This is a genomic window from Aureispira sp. CCB-E (assembly GCF_031326345.1).
GTDB lineage: Bacteria > Bacteroidota > Bacteroidia > Chitinophagales > Saprospiraceae > Aureispira.
The window spans coordinates 6796022-6815707 of the sequence record NZ_CP133671.1 but is presented as its reverse complement, the minus strand read 5'-3'; the positions used below and the strand labels follow the sequence as shown (position 1 = coordinate 6815707).

The window sequence follows — 19686 nt, the reverse complement described above, 5'->3', positions numbered from 1 at the left end:
AACTACTCTATGATTTCATGAAATTGCTTTTTCCCTTTAGGTGTGAGGTAAGGGTATAAATTTTGAAAAAGAATCATATTGTATTGGTCAACAAGATCCATACTCAAATCTTCTTGCACCATAGCTGCAGACAACCAAAAATCGCCTAATATACTAGAGCGCAGATAGAGGTTGTGTAATTCTCCTTTAAATTCTTCTGGTCGCATAAGCCCTTCGTGAATCCATAACTCAAACATGCCTAAAAATTGTTGTTGTCTAAGGATACTTAATTGTTTGTAATGCGAGTGAATGGTTTGGTTTTCTCGCATGATTTGGACAAAATCAAGCATAAAAAAGCGATAGTTAAAAAAATGCTGCATCATTTTTTTAGAAGTTTGAAAAGAGCTTGCAAGTGTAGGAAGACTCAAGCCAGCTTGATGTACTTCTTTATCCATTAATGTAACTAGTTGAAGATACAGCGCCTCAAGAATGTCTTCTCGCTTCTTAAAATGGTAACACAAATTGCCTTGGCTAATTCCCATTTCTTTGGCAATACTTCGCAAGGTTACTTTGGGTAAGCCCAATTCATTAAACAGCTTTAATGCGGTTGTTAATATTTTTGATTTTGTATTTTTTGGTGTCGATTTAGATTTCACAGAAAATCTTTTAAAGTATTTAAATTAGTAATATTGACCTAAAGATAGATAAAAAAATGAATTTTGAATATTATTCATCTTGAGAATGGAAGTTTAGTTAGAATGCAAAAAAAGCCCTCGATTGTAGGAGAGAAAATTATTTTTTGATTTTTTAGTAACTTTGACCTAAAGTTAATTTTTTTTAGTAACTTTGACCTAAAGTTTATTAAAAATAAAATTATGATGGTACTTAGTAGCTTAAATATGATGATTTTTATTCTCATCAGTTTATTACACGTTTATTGGGCTTTGGGAGGAAAATGGGGGATAGATGCTGTTATCCCTGAACTAGATAACGGAACAGTAGCGTTTAGACCTCCTGTATTTGCAACCTTGGTTGTTGCTGTTGGCTTGTTAGGCTTTGCTTTAATACATGCGAATGCTATAGGACTTGTTTTTTGGATAGATACTTATTATGTGCGTATTGGTTTAGGTGTAATAGGGGGAATTTTTGCTTTGCGGGCTATTGGAGATTTTAACTATGTTGGTTGGTTCAAGAAAAAACGAACAGGTGCTTTTGCTGAAAACGATACGCGCTATTATGTGCCATTATGTGTGCTGCTTTCGTTGAATGCGTGGATGACCTATTTTTTGCTCTAGAAAATAAATTAGTAATTCCTCTCGATAGATTGATGATCAAATAGTTATTGTATGAGGAGTTGCAGTAAAAATATATTATTATGAAAGTAACAATAATCGGTGCAGGAATTGGAGGCTTGACCTTAGCAATAGCTTTGCAACAAAAGGGAATTGAAGTAGAAATTTTTGAAGCTACTCCTGAATTTAAGAAAGTAGGTGCAGGAATAGCTTTGGCAATCAATGCAATGCAAGTTTATCAACGTCTAGGATTGGCACAAGAATTAGAAGCTAGTGGCAATTGTTTGGATACGATGGCTATTACGGATGCTGCTCTTAATATCTTAGCAGAAAATGGGATGGCGTATTTTAAATCGCATTATTCTTTAAATAATGTAGCCATTCATAGAGCGACACTTCATCGCATCTTGTTAGCTCAATTGCCCAAGGTGCCTTTACATTTGAATAAAAAATTAAAAACGTTAAAGGAACATAAAGAAGGGGTAGACCTAGAGTTCTGGGATGGAACCACGCATCGAGCTGATTTGGTGATTGGAGCAGATGGAATTCATTCGGGAGTACGTCAAGCAATTTTTCCTAAGATTCAAGAGCGCATGGCCAAACAAGTTTGCTGGAGAGGAGTTGTTTCACATGATTTGGGGGACGAAAAACGAAACTTGATGCGAGAAGCTTGGGGAGGTGATCGTCGTTTTGGAATTGTTCCTATTGAAGACAAACAAATTTATTGGTTTGCATGTATTAGCTATCAAAACAATGCCGACGAGTTTACAAATACTGATATAGCGCCCTTGTTTTCAAAATTTGCCCCTTTGGTTCAAGAGTTGATTAAAAAAACGCCTAAAGATAAAATCATTACGGCAGAATTAAGTGATTTAGAAATTCTAAAAACTTGGCACAAAGGAAGAGTTTGTTTGGTGGGGGATGCTGCACATGCTACCACTCCTAATATGGGACAAGGCGCGAATCAAGCAATTGAGAGTGCTTGGGTATTGGCCGACTGTTTGACGAGCCAAAAGGATTATACGAATGCTTTTGATGCATACCAAAAAATTCGCCAAAACAAAGCCAGTCAAATTATAAAAACAAGTTGGCAAATCGGTAAACTAGCACATGTCAAAAATCCACTTTTAGTAACCTTTAGAAATGCAGCCATGCGTATGACTCCAGAGTCGGTGGGGCGCAAACAATTGGAAAAAATATTTGAATTGGATTATTAGACCTGATTAGATTGGTGTTCGTACTTATTGGTGTGCTGTCCTAAAAAAAAGTTTGCATTGTATCCATAGAGTTACCCCTAGCTTTGTGATATAGTCTCTATTGGATACGCTGCAAACTTGCTAATGAATATGAATGCTTAATAAGCAATTGTATGCTTGATAATTAAGGTTGCGAAATGTCTGATTGCCTGTGGTGCTATGAGCCAATTAATTGGTAGTGCCACAGGTATAAAAGGATTGTAATCCTTTTCTGTTCGTACTAAAATAGGCTAATTTATTCAGCCTTTAAATCCTTTGTTTTGGGAATAATGCCAGCTTTTTTCCATGAGTTGAATAGAAGCTCGTTGCCCGATTTAAACGCTAATGTGTTAGAACCTTTCTTTTCCGCTTTACATATTTTGCCTGAAGAAGATAGAGGGTTTACGATGGTTAGATACAAATCTAAAGGAATCTCTTCTAAGGGAGTATTGATTCCGAAAATTAGTTTCATAGCATCAGCTGTGTCTTTGCCTCTAGAGGCATCATCTATATATGCTTCGTGGATTTTCCACTTATTTTGCAAGAGTTGTATTGTAACTTTGAACACTCCTGCTTTTCCATTGTCCCAATCTAAACCATCTTTACTTGACTTGACCCATGCTATCATTAAAGCCATTTTTAAAACATCAGCACTAGGTAGTCTTTTGTTGAGATACGTTACCTCCCTTAACGCCGCATTTAAACTTAAGGTTGTTTTTTTAGAAGAACAGTTAGCAATTAAAGCTTGCTTAAAATGTGGAAATATAATTTTTTCATGAAGTGTAGCATTTTTTGCAAAGTTTTGCAATGCAGTTCTCCATTTCCTGCAAAACACTTCTACTTTTTCTCTAGTTTTGTCATTTGCATTACTATGGCTAGCATCAGTAGTTCCATTAATAATCTCCTTGGCAATAGCTTGACCGTACTGTGTATAGGTTTTTTTGAGAATTGATGTCATTGGTCCACCAATATATAGAGTACCTAGTTCTATTGTTAGCTTTACTAAAAAACCATTACCGGAAGAACTAGTCTTTGTCAATTTATTTTCAACAAAATCGATAGCTTTTACCATATTACTAGCCCACAAAATTAGAGAAGTAGAGAATTTGGACTTAATTTGAAGCCAGTCTTTTTCGGAAATCGAAATATTCTTTTCTCCATTGATTTGACAAGAAAGTTGGTGAATATTTAACTTTGCAAGTTTTTGAATTTGCAAGTTTTGCTTATTCTTAAGTTTACCCTTGCTAATAATTTGATTTCTTTTTTTTGCAAGAGCAATTAATTTTTTGATAATTTTTGTATTGACTTCAGATTGTTTGTTTGACATAATGAGTTAATTTTTGGGGTTTATGAAGTTTGGATAGCCTCCTCTAAAGTTAAACCTAAAGAAGCTAGTAATTTATTAATTTCATTATCAATAGAATCTACTTGAGATTCCATGATTTGAGGATCTGAAGAATCTACTTTAATGAGAGCTGTTTTAATTTTTTCTACTTTTATTTCAGCTATATTTAATTTGTTTTTTATGTCAACGAAAGTGTTTTTGAGCTTGGTTGGTAGTTGTTGGTAAATTTTTAAAGCTTGATTAATTTTGAGAAAGGTAGCATTAGCATACTCTATATCTTGAGGTGTAATTTTGTTAGTGTTGATATTTTGAATAATTTCTCCTATCTTCTTCAATTCAGGTTTAACACGCTTAACGATGTCCTTAAATTGTTGCACTAATTGTTGCTGTTCTGCTTGTTTCGGAGATACAGGAGAAGTCTCTTTTTTATCAATCGTCTTCTTTTTAGGATCAGGGATGTTATTATTATCAGGAACTCCATCTTTAAGAACAACCTCCATTTTCATCTTCTGAAATAAAGCGATTACATCGGATTTGATATTGGCAGCGCCTTTTAAAGGAGTGATTTCCAAAGCTGTTTTACCATTACTCTGTTTGACCATTTGAGTGCTCGCTACCAAAAAGAATTTAGGAGCAAGTTCCTTTTTTACTTCTTCCTTATACGTTTTTAAGGCAACTATTTTTTTGCGATAGGGAATACAAACTAATGGAACTTTTCCGTTGGTAAATTTGTGTTTAACCACACAAATCATAGCTTCTGCCTTTTTCCAGTCAACAGGTCTTTTAAAGCATTTGTAATACTCTGTCTTGGTCATTTGCTTAATTCCAGCAAATGAGATAACGTTTTCTTTTTCGTTCATTGTGGTTGGTTTATTTATTTGGGATAAATTGATACCTCTAAAATATTTGAAAATGATCAACCATAAAAGAAGAAAAAAGTAACTTTATTAAGGTCTTAAAAAGTTTTTTAAATTTATAAAAACTTGTTTTTTAGTTGTTTGTTGGGTTTGTTTTCTTAGGTTTAAACACCAGTTTATAATTTTTTATCAAGGAAGATAAGTAAGAAAACCAAATGTTTAACAATCATTTTTAGTGCTCATTTAATATTATCATCCGTCCATCGGATAAAATCAAAGAGTTGAAAAGCGCCGACTTCCATAGGGTCTTTTTGCAATTCGATTAAATCTGCTTTGAATGCTTTAAAAATTTCTTTGGTCTTTTGAGAGGAAGTAATCTGAGCACTTAATTGCCGCAATCGTTTGATTACATTAGCTTCTAATTTGTACAATCGTTTGTTATACATCAAAAAGCGATAAGTAGATTCATTTGCATTAAGTAAGTAGTATTGATGGTCTAATTCATAATGAATAATTAATTCAATAAGCCTAGCTGCTATTTTTAAATCAGGAATAATATTTTTGGTATAATATACTTGAGTCCTGTTGAGCCAATCCAACGCCCTGTGGTATTGATTTTGCCAAAAATAAGAACAAGCCAAACCATAGGGAATTATAATTTTGAAATCATACCCTATTTTATCCTTATAGATTTCAAATTCATCTTCAATATTTTTTAAATCCTTGGAGTGATTGACTTTACTTTTACTATACGTGATATAAATAAGCATTGTTTGCGCCCAAGATTCAAAAATTTGAATGGTTTCATGAGGGTTTTTTGGGGTTATTGCTTTGAGTTTTTGTGCTGTTGTCAAAAGACCTTGAAAATCTTGTAGATGACGCTGATTTACCCCTAAGTTATTAAGAATGGTAATGTAAGCTATCTGATTCAGTTCCAAAAATAATGGATGTGCTTCTAAAAGTGTAATTTGTTCTTTGAGCAGTTTGCTAGAAACTTGAAAATTTCCCTTTTGATTATAATAATCAATACAAGTATGCAACTGAAGGAATTTAGCTTTGGCACTTAAGGGAGGGGCAGATTGCTGAACGTCTTCCAAAATGGTATTGGTGATCTGATCGGAGGCATCTGTTCTGCTAGTATATTGTTGTCGACTCCAATAATTTGACTTGGTAGCTAAATATCTATAATGTCTAAGATTGAGCCATTGCTTTGTAATCTGTATTTCTTGTTCAAAACCATATTCAATATACCGTTGTAGTTCTGGTGTCATTTGTAATCTTAAAATCTCTTCTTCTTGCATTTGGAGCAAAAGCAAATGAAGAAATGCTTCGTGTTTTTGAGCTAGTTTTTGAGCTTTGTGTAGTGTTTTTAGGGCTTGTGTTAATAAAGATCGTTTGGTTAGTAGTTGGATGGTTTCAATTTGTTCATGTAATTGTGCATCAATGGACTTGTTTTTCTGGTAAGCCAACAAAGAAGTTAACAACAAATTATAAAGATAGTGCTTGGCAATAGAAAGTTGTTTTTGGGTCATCTTTCTCTTGCGAAACTTTTTGAGTAATAGCGCACTATTGTAAGTCTCTTGTTGGTCAATAGCATCAAAAAGTTTAAAATAAAAATCATCTTTTTCGCGTTGTTGTTTTCGAGCGTATTTTTTGAAATAAGCCTTCTCAGTACGGGACATGGTTTGGATGAGTTGATGCGTAGTATCTTGGTTGGACATTGAATAAAGGAATATTTAGGTATAAATAGGATAATTCTAGAACAATTTGTTAGGATCATTCGTATTGTGGGATGAAGAATTTTGATTTTAGTCAATCAGCATGACATTATGCTCGTGTTTGAGGTGGCACAGAATGAAAGACAACGAGATAAAACAACATGGTGATTATAAGTTGATTAACAGCTTATTTCCATAATGCATAATTCAATTAAAGATACTTAACTTAGCTCAAAATTAAAGGTTCATTTAGTAGTTAATGAGCAAAAACTAATCAATGTTTTTGTTATTTATGATTAAAAAAAATACTTTAAAAGAGTTTGATAACTATGCTTATAGCTCAAATAATGAATGTTTTTTAAAGATTTGTTGGAGGTGATGTTTCTATTTAAAAGAAAAAATAGAAAGAAGTATGTTAAGAAAACTAAAAAGTTTAAAAATCTGTTATAGATAACAAACAAAACTAAGGTAAATTTATTACCTTGTATAAGTTAGAGATATTAGTATTGGCATAGTTTGCCAATTCGTTTGTTATACTAGTAAGCATGACAATTTGTAATTGTCTTTGTTACTTTACCTTTGGTACATTAGTTGTGCTACTGTTCGGTGGTTTTTACGAACTACAAGGTAGTTTAGATTCTATACTCGTTTTTATAAAATAGCATATCTAATAACTTTGGATAGGCTCAAAAAGGAATAGGTTTGTTTTAATAGTAGTTAGCTGTGTTATGGCTGCGTAGTTTTTACGAGCCATTGTCAAAATAAACCAATAAAAAATATGAATCGTTAAGTTTATCTTAGCTAAGTAAGTGGGCAGCAAAAGTATAAGAAGCAAAGCATTCAATTTTCTTATTATTTTTTCTGAACGATTGCTTATTCTCAAAAAAATATATATACACCATGTCAAGAGTTCTTGATCCTAATTTTACAAAATACAAATTCAGAGATTTAAAAGTTTACTGTTCTACGGAATGGTTGGCTGATAATAAGAAGAAGTACCGTCAAGTATTTGATCGATACGAGGCAACTTATATCTATGCTGAGTTATCTTTTTACAACAAACTATTTGATGATGAAGACTGGAATGTTCAGATAAACATCAAATGTTATTCTCTCAAAAAGGGACGCAAAGAGCTTTGTGACTTGAACTTTGATCGTAAAGTTAGCAAATACGACAATGTTGTTTACATTCGAGAAGGATGGGGGAACAAGAAATTTGGTGCTTTTTGGAAAAAAGGTACTTACTATTGGGAGGCTTATATTGATGGTCAGAAGGTAGCAACCAAGTATTTTTATATTGAAGAAAGCTCAGAGAAATATCCAGAGCCAAATGCTTATGTAAACATCAAGTCGCTCAAATTATATGAAGGTCCTTACGATGATCTTCCAAAAGAAGAGCGGGTTTATTACAAAACCTTCTCAAAAGAAGAAACACGCTATATTTATACCGAAATTAGCTTAGAAAACTTACTGCCAAGTAAGAGTTGGTATTGTGAATTGTTTGTAAAGTTCTATAATGGTAGCCGTCAGTTAAAGGGACAAACAATGAAATTGCACCATGTTGACAAAGAGGATGAAACAATTGAATTGTCGATGCATTGGGGCTCTAACATCAAAGGTTCTTGGACCGAAGATAATTATACCGCAGAGATTATTTTTATGGATAAACTCTTAGCCGTTATTCCTTTTGAAGTGGATGTTGATTTTGAAGAAGGTGTAGCTGGAGCTGTATTGCCCAATCAGTATCAACCTGTAATATTGAATGAGGAAGGTACTGATAATGCTAATTTTGAAGAGGTAATGGGCAAGTTAGATGAGCTTATTGGCTTGCAAGATATCAAACGCCAAGTGCGTGACCATGCTAGCTATCTTCAATTTTTGCAATTAAGAAGGGAAAAAGGCTTTGAGGAAGAGGAGGAAATTAATATTCATTCTGTTTTTATTGGTAACCCTGGAACAGGAAAAACAACGGTAGCTCAGATGATGGGCAAACTCTACAAGAGCATGGGCTTATTGTCCAAAGGGCACGTTCACGAAGTTGATCGGGTTGATTTGGTAGGAGAGTATATTGGACAAACAGCACCCAAAGTAAAAGAGGCCATAGAAAAGGCTAGAGGTGGTGTGTTGTTTATTGATGAAGCGTACTCTTTGGCACGTTCTAACGACGATAGTAAAGATTTTGGACGAGAAGTAATCGAAATTTTGGTGAAAGAAATGTCTAATGGAGAGGGAGATATGGCTGTTATTGTAGCAGGTTATCCTAAGGAAATGGAGCATTTCCTAACTTCTAACCCAGGTCTAAAGTCGAGGTTTAAATTGTACTTTACATTTAGTGATTACTTGCCACACGAATTATCAGCAATATCTCAGTATGCTTGTGTCAAAAAGAATGTCGTTTTGGAGCATCATGCTAAAAAAATGATTGATGAAATCATTATTGAAGCTTACCGAAATAGAGATCGTGCTTTTGGCAATGCTCGTTTTGTTTACGACCTAATTGATCAAGCTAAAATTGCATTAGGGTTGAGAATTATGAACGATACAGATCCGAAACAATTTGATAAAGAGCAACTGGAAACGGTTTTGGTAGATGATGTACAAAAAATTGAAGTAAAACGTCCGAAACGTCTGCCCAATCTGCCTATTGATGAAAAGTTGCTAGAATTGGCAATGGATGAACTCAAGCACATGATTGGAATTGAGAATATCAAGAAGGAAATTGATGAAATGGTTAGCTTGGTTCGTTTCTATCGTGAAAGCAGCAGAGATGTACTCAATAAGTTCTACTTGCATACTGTTTTTGTGGGTAATCCAGGAACTGGAAAAACAACGGTCGCTCGGATTCTAACAAAAATATACAAAGCCTTAGGAATTTTAGAAAGAGGACATATGGTCGAAACAGACCGTCAAGGTTTGGTCGCTGGATATGTTGGACAAACTGCCATCAAAACCGCAGAACGCATTGACGAAGCAATGGGAGGGGTGTTATTTATTGACGAGGCTTATGCCTTGACAAGCAGTGGTAGTGGTAGCTTGGCAGGAGGTTCTGACTTTGGAAATGAAGCCATTCAAACCATCCTAAAACGAATGGAAGATAGTCGAGGAGAATTTTTTGTTTTTGCAGCGGGCTATCCAGATAATATGGAAACGTTTTTAAAGGCAAATCCTGGCTTGCGCTCTCGCTTCGATAAAGTACTAAAGTTTGAAGATTATGACAGCAGTTTGTTGTATCAAATTGCGCTTCAAATGTTAGAAGAAGAAGGTCTAGAAGTTGATGAAGATGCTAAAGCACATTTAGTAAAATACTTGGACTTCTTGTACGAATATAGAGACAAGTATTTTGGCAATGCTCGTACAGTGCGAAACATTATCAACGATATTGTCAAGAATCAAAGTTTGCGCTTAGCTTCTGTTCCTAGCGAAGAAAGAGATCCTAATATTGTGAACTTGATTACCTATGAGGATGTTGCGACACTTAAGTTGAGCCACGATGATGATATTTTTAATAAAAAATCTATCGGTTTTCGTAAAAAATCAGGAGCAGGCAAATAAAACTCCTTTAGAAATATCCTAAATACAATAGGAAAAAACATTGGCCATTTCGATACCACTCGAAATGGCTTTTTTAATGCCAAATAATAAGTATTATTACGGAATACTCAATCAAAGGTGTTAACAGTTGGAAATTAGCAAGATATATTTTATTTTAGAAGACTATGTCAACAGGTATAGCGTACTTGTTGCACATGATATCCAAACACTGTTATACACAAAATTGAAGAACCATGATACCGTACCGCACTCTAGTAAGTTTACTCTTATTGCTGCTTATAACAGCTTGCCAACCCAAAACCACGTCCGATACAACAACAGAAGGCGTACCTAGTTTTAATCGTTCAAATGCCAAATACAAATACTTTGTTAGTGCCTATACTTCTGGAATGATTTCTTCAACGGCAGACATTCGAGTTCGTTTTGCCAATGATATCGTTTCAGCAACCAAAATAGGCACTGTTGCTCCTGTAGATTTGTTTAGTTTTGAGCCTGCAATAAAAGGGACGGCTGTGTGGGAAAGTCGTCAAACAATACGCTTTAAACCTGACGAGAAGTTGCCTGCGGGACAATTTTATAGCGCACAAGCAAACCTTAGAAAGATATACCCTGATATTGATAAAGATCTGACAACTTTAAATTTTGATTTTAAAGTATTAGAACAAGGTTATGCAGTAGATATTAGAGGGTTAAGAGAGCAGAGCCTAACGAACTTAAAACAGATGCGGTTGATAGGAACCGTTTATACAAATGATGTAGCGGTACCTAGTCAAGTAGAAGAAATGTTGACCATTCAACAAGCCAATAATAAAAATACTTTTTCTGTTTCGTGGGAACATTTGGATAACAACAAAGAACATCAATTTGTAATAGAAGGAGTACAAGTGTCTGAAAGTGCGAGTCGTTTGATGTTGAGTTGGGACGGTACAGCTATTGGTGCAAAAAATGAAATAAAAACACAAGATACAATTGCAGTACCTTCTACAGAGTTTAGCATTATTAGTACAAAGGTTATTCAGGAGAAGAATGAAAAAGATCCTTACATCATGATCTTGTTTTCTTTGCCATTACAGCAAACTCAAAATGTGGATGGTTTGATAGGAATTGATAACTATAGAGGTAGAGATTATAATGGGAATAGTACGTTTCGATATGTGATTGATGGTAATGAATTGCGTGTTTACCCGCTTCAAAATGTAGAAGGAGAACATACCATTCGAGTGTCAGCAGGCATACGAAGCATTCATAAAACAGCTATTGCAGCACCAATAGAGTTTGAGGCTTCTTTTGAACGGATGAAGCCTGCGGTTCGATTAGTCGGAAATGGAGTGATTATTCCCAAAACAGAAGGATTGTATTTCCCTTTTGAAGCGACCAAGTTGAGAGCAGTACAAATAGAAATCTTTAAAGTATACGAAAATAATGTATTGCACTTTTTACAAGAAGGTGGATTAGAACGGAACTATATGCGTGAAGTAGGGCGGGTTGTTGCACAAAAACGCCTTTCTTTAGAAGATTTAAACCCTAAAGTAGGGCAGAATGGTTGGACACGCTACGGAATAGATTTAAATGATATTGTTAAAGAAGAAGAAGGGGCAATCTATCAAGTACGGCTTGGATTTTCTAAAAAAGATGCTATTTGGGATTGTTCTGACGAGCAAGATGCCCATATGGTAGAGGTTGATAATGAGCCTGAAAGAAATGAAGATGGGGAAATTATAAGCTTAAATACTATCGCTGATAATAATTATTCTTATTATGATTATGATAAAAGAGACGATCCTTGTTTCAAACAATATTATACATCTAGTAGAATCGTTGAACGAAATGTTTTGGGGTCTAACTTGGGAGTTTTGGCAAAAAGAGGAAAAGATAAAGAAGTATTTGTGGTTGTAACAGATTTAAAAACAACTGAACCTGTTCGTGGGGCATCTGTTGAGATTTATGATAAGGTATTACAAAGAATTGCAAAAGTATCAACAGATGCAGAAGGAATTGTTCGCACCCAAACAGACTATGCGCCTGCTTATGTTGTCGTTAGTCATAACAATCAAAAAGGCTATTTAAGATTGCAAGAGGCAGAAGCATTGTCTATGTCTACGTTTGAAACTTCTGGTACAAATGATTACAAAGGAATAAAAGGAGCGTTGTATGGAGAGCGAGATGTTTGGCGTCCTGGTGATTCTTTATTTTTAACCTTTGTCTTGGAAGATAAACGAGGTGAATTTCCTGATGCCCATCCTGTTACTTTTGAGTTGTATGATGCGAGGGGCAATTTACATCAAAAATACACCACCAATAGGCACGTGCATAATATGTATGACTTTAGAACCAAGACATCTAGTGATGCAGGAACGGGCTATTGGTCGGCAAAGGTTCATGTAGGGGGAAGGACTTTTTACAAAGGTATTCGAATTGAAACCATTAAGCCCAATCGTTTAAAAGTTGATTTTAATGTAGGAAAAGAGCGTTTGTTATCTAAGGATGCGACGCTAGTTGGCGATTTGGCTGTTAAGTGGCTACATGGAGCACCTGCTTCTAATTTGCGCACCCAAATAGATGTCAATTTGAATCCGTCTAATACTTCGTTTGAAGGGTACGAAGGGTATGAATTTGACGACCCAGCAAGAGCATCTTACTATGCGTCACCGATGACTATTTTTGATGCTAAAGTTGATGAAAATGGTCGAGCAAGTGTCACAGGAAATTTAGAATTGGCGTCAGCGCCTTCTGGTTTTATGCAGGCTGGGTTTACAATTCGTGCCTATGAAGAAGGAGGTGATATCAGTGCTGATAATTTTAGCATGTTGTATTCACCTTACGCTGCCTATGTGGGAATGAAGTCTCCTAAGGGAGAGTACGATAAAAGTTTGACTTTAAATGTTGCTAATGAGATTGGCTTTGTTGTGCTTGATGAGCAAGGGAAGCCATTAAAAAATGAGAAAGTTGCTGTAGGGGTATACAAAGTAAAGTGGAATTGGTGGTACGATAGTGATAATGATATTAGTAACTTTAATACGACGCAACATTTAGGAGCGATTACGACAGTTGAAGTAACTACCAATTCTAAAGGAGAAGCAAGCTGGAGTTTTGCACCTGAGGAATGGGGGCGCTATTTGATCCGTGCCGTACATACGGCATCTGGACATTCTAGTGGAGTGATTTTTCATGCTGGTTCACCATGGAATGATGAGAACTTTAATGACAAGCAAGGGGCTACGATGTTGGCATTTTCTGCGGACAAAGAGTCGTACAAAGTAGGAGATGAAGTAGTTTTGGAAGTCCCTACGGGTATGGCAGGGCGAGCTTTGCTAACATTGGAGAATGCCTTTAAAGTAGTTGAGCATCAATGGGTCGATATTAAAAATGACGATGGTATACAGACCATAAAGTTCAAAACCAAACCAGGAATGGCTCCTACTATTTATGCTCATGTTACGTTATTGCAACCCCATGAGCAAGTAGAGAATGACTTGCCTATTCGCTCTTATGGCGTTTTGCCCATTAAGGTAATTGATCCTAAAACGAAGTTAGAACCTGTGTTGGATATGGCTGATGTTTTAGAACCAAACTCTAAAGTACAGATAAAAGTATCTGAAAACAATCAACAGGCCATGACGTATACGATTGCCATGGTTGATGAAGGGTTACTTGATTTGACTCGATTCAAAACGCCTGATTTATGGGAGCATTTTTATCAAAAAGAAGCTTTAGGAGTGCGCACATGGGATATGTATAATTATGTCTTGGGAACTTATGAACTCAATCAAATGCTGGCTATTGGTGGTGGTGCAGGTGAGGAAGATGCTGGAAAAAAAGCAAATCGCTTTAAACCTGTGGTTCGTTTTGTAGGTCCTTTTCATCTAAAAAAAGGAGCTACAGCAGAGCACGTTTTGGAAATGCCGAACTATGTTGGATCAGTTAGAACTATGTTGATCGCAGCAGAAGCAGGTGCTTATGGAAAAGTGGAAAAAACAACTCCTGTGCGCAAACCATTGATGGTTTTGGGGACTTTACCAAGGGTATTGAGTCCAACAGAAGAGGTAAAGTTACCGGTTACTGTTTTTGCAATGGAAGAACAAATAAAGAAGGTGAAGGTAACCATAGAAACCAATGATTTATTAAAAATAAGAGGTGCCAAAGTCAAAGAAATTCAGTTTGATCGAATCGGTGATGCTGTTGCTAATTTTGATTTGATCGTTGCCGATAAGTTAGGAATTGGAAAGGTGAAAATATTAGTAGAAAGTGGTTTGGAAGAGGCAAGTTATGAGGTGGAGTTGGATGTTCGCAATCCGAATCCTTATAGCAATAAAGTCGAGCAGGTTGTTTTGGATGGTGGCAAGTCTTGGAATGTATCGATTGAACCCATCGGAATGAATGGAACCAATGAGGCTTACTTGGAAATCTCAACCATTCCTCCAATTGATTTGGCAAAGCGCTTAGAGTATTTGATTCGCTATCCTTATGGTTGTATAGAACAAACAACGTCAGCTGTTTTTCCGCAATTATACGTTTCGAATTTAATGTCTTTAGATGCCACAAAAGAAAAAGCTATTGAAGACAACATACGTGCGGCGATTAAGCGATTGCAAGACTTTCAAACTGGTTTAGGTGGTTTTGCTTATTGGCAAGGTGGAACAGAAAATAATAATTGGGGAACCAATTATGCGGGGCATTTCTTGTTGGAAGCGAAAGAAAAAGGATACAATGTTCCAACGTCTTTATTGGAAAACTGGAAACGTTATCAAAAGACATTAGCCAAAAACTGGCGGCAAAGAGAAGTTGCTCTTGTTGGTCCTGTTACGAATTATTCGAGAAAGGATCAAGAGGCATTGATGCAAGCATATCGTTTGTATACGCTGGCACTAGCCAAAAGCCCTGATTTGGGGGCAATGAATAAAATGCGGAATATGCAGGATATTCCAGCAACGGCTAAGTGGCGTTTAGCAGCAGGATATGCCTTGTTAGGTAAAAAAGAAGTAGCTAAACAACTTATTCGTGGATTGTCTACTCAGGTAGAGGCTTATAGAGAATTGAGCTATACCTATGGTTCTGCTTTGCGAGACGAAGCTATGATTTTAGAGACATTGACATTATTAGGAAAACGTACGGATGGGGCTAATCTCTTGATGCGTATGTCCAAAGAATTGAGTTCTCCTAAATGGTTGGCAACGCAAACAGTCGCTTATTCTTTAATGGCTATTGCCAAATTTGCAGGAGATGAGAAATTAGAGGCTGAAATACCTCTGGAATATCAGATAGGCAATCAGTCAAAACAATCCGTTGTTATTAAGAAAACGCCAATAGTTCAATATGAAATTGAGATAGAAAAAGATAACCAGCGTTCGGTATGGGTAAAGAACAGAGCTAAAACACCTTTGTTTGCTAGTGTTATCATGAGCGGGCAACCGTCGTTAGAAGATACTAGAGCTACTGCTGCTAATATTGAGATGGAGGTAGTTTATAAAGATATGAATGGAGCTATTATAGATCCAACTGCCTTGCCACAGGGAACCAACTTTGTCGCTCATGTCAGTGTTACGCATCAAGGAATTGGAGGGAATTATGATGAAATGGCTTTACATCAAGTATTCCCTTCAGGGTGGGAAATCATTAATACAAGAATGTCCGCTGCTTATGATAATTCGGGAAGCTCAAGAATGGACTATCAAAACGTCTTAGATGATCGAGTCTATACTTATTTTGATTTGCCAATGGGACGAACCTATCAGTATAAATTCTACTTAAATGCAGCGTATCAAGGAAAGTTTTATATGCCTAATATATCTTGTTCAGCAATGTATGATAATAGCATCTATGCCAATACAGCAGGTAAGTGGGTACAAGTTCAAGCACCTAAATCATCTCTATAAAGTCGTTGCCACTCTTAGAAGAGTGGCAATTTATTGCTTTTTAATTGCAATAAATATGCTTGTTGTAGGAAAATTGCAATAAAGCTATTTATTGCAATTTTTTTGCAATAAAAGATTATGTTGCAACTTTTTTGCAAAAAAAACGTTCTTAATTAAGACGAAACACATACCATACAAACAATAGCAAGTTATGTATTAACAACAATAAGATTCTAAACACTTAACTTATTCGGAAGAAAATAGTAGTTGAGTCCTTGTTGTGGTGTATGAAACAACTTGACCAAAAGCAAACGAGGCATGAAAGAGCAGCATTATATTCTGATGGCTGACATTATTGGTAGCGGAAGCCAAAATGGAGGCGATTTAATGAAGGATTTTAAAGAATTGGTGGAAAAGGTAAACCGTGAAAATAATAATAAGTTACTTTCTCCATTAACCATAACACTGGGCGATGAATTTCAAGGTGTAGCAACTTCTTTGGAGGATGCCATCAACCTTATTATTGCCTTAGAAGAAGAAATTATTGACTTGAAAAAAGCTTTTAAGCTTCGGTACGTTTTGTATCATGGAGTAATTGATACGCCTATAAATTCCGAAGTAGCTTATGGTATGTTGGGGGAAGGCTTGACACAAGCAAGAGCTTTGTTAGAATCGTTAAAAAAAGATCGAAAACGGCGGTTTCATGTCCATCTTATGACCAATGAGTATCTAATGTCTTTGCTCAATTTGACATTCTTAAATTATCAGTCTATTGTTGACGATTGGCGAATGAAAGATTGGGATATGGTTAAGAGTTTTTTAAATTTGAAGGATTATAAAAAAGTTGCAGAAGTATTGGGAAAAGATAACTCTAGTGTGTTTAGACGCAAGGATAGCTTGGAAATCTTGGAGTATTTCTCTTGCCGAGGCGTTTTGAGGTTATTGAGTTCTAATGCGTCGAATATACAAGCTTCTTTTGTACCTGAACGAGATGAAATTTTGGAAGAAGTTGCAGAACTTTTGTAGAATAGCTTTTGTATAAATTAAAAAATAGCTAAATTGTGGAACGTCTTATTCCTTGATTCTGTGTTTCTTGATGCTTGGATAAAGAAAACCGTAACAAATTCCCTACACTAGTATTTTTTATGATAAATTTTATTCATAGCATGTTTGTTGGATATGAGTTGGTTGGCATTGTACTCGTTTGGCTATTGGGAGAAGCAGTCGCATATGTGCTGTTCTCTAGATTGAATAAATTGTACAAAGTAGTAGACAACGAAGCGTTATTGTCTACAGAAGATGAAGAAAATAATGCCGTTCCTAAGCAAGTTGAATTTAAAGTCAACAATATTTTAAAAGGAATTATTGAGCGACTTTGCTTGTTCCTCTCATTTATTATTGGTTTTCCCCAAATGCTAATTGCTTTCGGAGCGTTAAAAGTCGGTACCAAGTTAGGCAAGGAATGCCAAGTGTCCAACGATTATTATTTGGTAGGTAACTTACTATCTATTATTATTGTCTTTTCTGTGTATTTGATTTGCATCAAAACAGGATTGATTGATGTCTGCCCTTGCTCATAGCTTTGCTAGATTGCTCTATTCATTCTTTATAAGGTGATAACTTCTTGTTGGAATAAGTATTTATACTAGACGCTAGAAAACAAATTGATTTTCTAAACTCTTCACTATAAATTCTTATTCTTATGAAACAAATGTACCCATTGTTATACGGGCTGTTATTGCTTACAATTATTGAAGCAAAAGGACAAGATAATTCCCAGTCAATCTATTTTGAATCGGCAAAGTACGAATTAGATACAACGGCACAGCAAACGTTAGATACTTACCTAACGACACTATCATCCAATTGGTCGAATTATGAGTTTTTGCTAGTTGGGCATACTGATAATATAGGAAATGCTACCTATAATCAAGAGTTGTCTCAAAACCGTTGTCAATCCGTTAAAGATTATTTATTGAAAAAAGGATTCAAAGCAAAACAAATTGCTTATGAAGGAAAGGGGTACGAGGCACCTGTTGCCTCGAATGTAACAGATGAAGGCAAGGCTAAAAATCGACGGGTGGAATTGGTTTCATTAAAAAAGGGAACCTTATCTGAAGCCCCTTTTCAAGTACCTGTAGAACAAGTTGCTTTTGATGCAAAAGAAGGTCTTAATTATACTTACCAACGTTCAGGCACGATTGTTCGAATTCCCAAAGATGCTTTGGTTTATGCCGATGGAACTCCTGTACAGGGAAAGGTGGATTTCTCGTATCGAGAATTTCGAGATGCTGCGGACTTTATAGCAACAGATATTCCAATGATGTACGATCATCAACATCAGTTTGAATCGGCAGGAATGTTTGAAATGACAGCTTCACAAGCAGGACGAGCAATTTTTGTCAAGGAAGAGGCTTATATAGATGTAGATTTTAACCTAACCAACGACAGTTTAGAGGGTGTTAGCTTTTTTGAGTATCAAAATAATAAATGGTCGAATTTAGGTGTTTTAGATCGCAATACCCAGCAAAATACGTTTGAGGTTAATAATCCTTGCACACCAATTTATAGATACCGAATGCCACCTATTCAAGATACTTTTCAGACATTTTTGGATGCTATGAATGTTGGATACCAGTTATCAAAAGAAGCCCAAGTGGAACAATATTACCGTTTAGGATTTAAAACATTACAAGAACGTTTTGAAGATATGCATTATGCCTCTACAACTTATTTGCATTATGATACAGAAAAAATAGATTGGAATGCAGTTGCCATGTCTAATCACTTAATGGGCATCCGATTTAGTTATAATGACAACTACAAACAATTAGATCCAAAGATGTATAATATTCGATTGCCAGAAGGTTTGTTGATGGAATTTAAGGCAACCAACTTGATGCAACGACTGCCTGAAATGCAAGCTTTGTGTAAAAGGACTTGGATGGTTTTGCCCAAAGGCAAGCAACGACCATTGCCAAGAGTAAAAGCCCTTCAAGTCTTGGAAAATCAATACATGGACATTCGTGTCAACTATTTGGGGGACAATAATTTTCAATTTGTATTAAAAGGGATAGGTGTTTATGATACCTTAGTCGCTCAACCTGTTTTTAATGTTAAGGAGAAGCGAAATAAACTAGCTGTTTCGGATTCTTTAATAGGGCATTATAATCGAAACTTTACAAAACGTGCCCAACGATTTGATGATAAAATGGCTTATTATGAAGCCAACTGGAAGTATTTTTTAGCATTTTCTAAATCCATTATGCCGATTGAAGAACAGTGCAAAGGAATTAATAATTGGCTCAGATATTTTGGTAAGAATCCTAAAATCATGGAACCTCGATATTATGCTTATACGGGCTTAGGAGGAAATCAAGAGGTCTTAAGACCTCTAATGTCAAAAGCAGTCGCAGGTACGCCTATTCGCTTACAAGATTTTATTTTAACGAAACCAACTTCTAATTTACAGCGACTAAAGTTGAGTGGCTTTGGAGTGTTTAACTGCGATGCATTAGAACGACTAGGACCTGAACAAATAACGGTACCCGTAGAATTTGTAACAGAAGATGGAACAACTATTGATGCAAGGGTGGTTAATATAATTGACTATCGTATTAATAGTATATTGAGATTAAGTGGAAACTATATTAGTTATAACCCTACTAGAACCACAACAATTGTAATTGTCGATTATTTTGGAGATGCTTATTCGGTTTCATCAGAAGAATTGTCTAATAATTATGCACAAAAAAACAAGCTGTTTCGTTTAAAATCAATCCCAATAGAAGGAGAAAATACAAATGCGATTCGAGCTGTTATTGCTCAACAGTAAGAAATGGGTGTATCAAGAGTT

General features: G+C 35.6%; 11 protein-coding genes. 7 read left to right on the top strand and 4 right to left on the bottom strand.

Annotated elements, in window-relative coordinates; genetic code table 11:
* Positions 1-2 precede the first annotated feature (2 nt).
* Entirely contained in the window at positions 3-635 is a 633-nt protein-coding gene (locus tag QP953_RS26400) for a TetR/AcrR family transcriptional regulator (RefSeq protein WP_052596807.1), read from the bottom strand.
* A gap of 219 nt (positions 636-854) precedes the next feature.
* Here QP953_RS26400 and QP953_RS26395 point away from each other — a divergent pair, with 219 nt between their 5' ends.
* Both QP953_RS26395 and QP953_RS26390 read left to right on the top strand, forming a co-directional pair.
* Positions 855-1274, top strand: a complete 420-nt coding sequence (locus QP953_RS26395; RefSeq protein ID WP_063833096.1) for a DUF3995 domain-containing protein — start codon at positions 855-857, stop codon at positions 1272-1274.
* An 80-nt stretch (positions 1275-1354) separates the two neighbouring features.
* On the top strand, positions 1355-2488 hold the full coding sequence (locus QP953_RS26390; RefSeq protein ID WP_309553418.1) for an FAD-dependent monooxygenase: 1134 nt from the start codon (positions 1355-1357) through the stop codon (positions 2486-2488).
* Positions 2489-2762: 274 nt separating this feature from the next.
* Here QP953_RS26390 and QP953_RS26385 read toward each other — a convergent pair whose 3' ends face one another.
* The 3 genes from QP953_RS26385 to QP953_RS26375 form a co-directional block, all read right to left on the bottom strand.
* On the bottom strand, positions 2763-3833 hold the full coding sequence (locus QP953_RS26385) for a hypothetical protein (protein WP_309553417.1): 1071 nt from the start codon (positions 3831-3833) through the stop codon (positions 2763-2765).
* A 20-nt stretch (positions 3834-3853) separates the two neighbouring features.
* Positions 3854-4711 carry a hypothetical protein gene (locus QP953_RS26380; RefSeq protein WP_309553416.1) on the bottom strand — a complete coding sequence of 286 codons (858 nt, stop codon included), beginning with the start codon at positions 4709-4711 and terminating at the stop codon, positions 3854-3856.
* 236 nt (positions 4712-4947) lie between these two features.
* Entirely contained in the window at positions 4948-6429 is a 1482-nt protein-coding gene (locus QP953_RS26375; RefSeq protein WP_309553415.1) for a hypothetical protein, read from the bottom strand.
* A gap of 897 nt (positions 6430-7326) precedes the next feature.
* Between QP953_RS26375 and QP953_RS26370 the strand changes: the two genes are divergently transcribed.
* The 5 genes from QP953_RS26370 to QP953_RS26350 all read left to right on the top strand — a co-directional run bounded on the left by QP953_RS26370 (position 7327) and on the right by QP953_RS26350 (position 19665).
* Complete coding sequence (locus QP953_RS26370; protein WP_052596799.1) at positions 7327-9978, top strand: AAA family ATPase; 2652 nt, start codon at positions 7327-7329, stop codon at positions 9976-9978.
* 233 nt (positions 9979-10211) lie between these two features.
* Positions 10212-15851, top strand: coding sequence for an MG2 domain-containing protein (locus QP953_RS26365; RefSeq protein ID WP_309553414.1), 5640 nt, complete (start codon positions 10212-10214; stop codon positions 15849-15851).
* Positions 15852-16148: 297 nt separating this feature from the next.
* Complete coding sequence (locus QP953_RS26360; RefSeq protein ID WP_052596795.1) at positions 16149-16856, top strand: SatD family protein; 708 nt, start codon at positions 16149-16151, stop codon at positions 16854-16856.
* A gap of 119 nt (positions 16857-16975) precedes the next feature.
* Positions 16976-17410: a hypothetical protein gene (locus tag QP953_RS26355; protein WP_052596793.1), complete on the top strand. Its 435-nt coding sequence runs from the start codon at positions 16976-16978 to the stop codon at positions 17408-17410.
* A 122-nt stretch (positions 17411-17532) separates the two neighbouring features.
* Positions 17533-19665 (top strand): OmpA family protein, encoded by a 2133-nt coding sequence (locus QP953_RS26350; RefSeq protein ID WP_052596791.1) that lies wholly within the window; start codon positions 17533-17535, stop codon positions 19663-19665.
* Positions 19666-19686: the final 21 nt, after the last annotated feature.

Coding starts and splice junctions, on each gene's coding strand:
- QP953_RS26360 (WP_052596795.1), top strand. CDS start 16,149: ATGAAAGAGCAGCATTATATTCTGATGGCTGACATTATTGGTAGCGGA.
- QP953_RS26395 (WP_063833096.1), top strand. CDS start 855: ATGATGGTACTTAGTAGCTTAAATATGATGATTTTTATTCTCATCAGT.
- QP953_RS26350 (WP_052596791.1), top strand. CDS start 17,533: ATGAAACAAATGTACCCATTGTTATACGGGCTGTTATTGCTTACAATT.
- QP953_RS26390 (WP_309553418.1), top strand. CDS start 1,355: ATGAAAGTAACAATAATCGGTGCAGGAATTGGAGGCTTGACCTTAGCA.
- QP953_RS26365 (WP_309553414.1), top strand. CDS start 10,212: ATGATACCGTACCGCACTCTAGTAAGTTTACTCTTATTGCTGCTTATA.
- QP953_RS26380 (WP_309553416.1), bottom strand. CDS start 4,711: ATGAACGAAAAAGAAAACGTTATCTCATTTGCTGGAATTAAGCAAATG.
- QP953_RS26370 (WP_052596799.1), top strand. CDS start 7,327: ATGTCAAGAGTTCTTGATCCTAATTTTACAAAATACAAATTCAGAGAT.
- QP953_RS26355 (WP_052596793.1), top strand. CDS start 16,976: ATGATAAATTTTATTCATAGCATGTTTGTTGGATATGAGTTGGTTGGC.
- QP953_RS26375 (WP_309553415.1), bottom strand. CDS start 6,429: ATGTCCAACCAAGATACTACGCATCAACTCATCCAAACCATGTCCCGT.
- QP953_RS26385 (WP_309553417.1), bottom strand. CDS start 3,833: ATGTCAAACAAACAATCTGAAGTCAATACAAAAATTATCAAAAAATTA.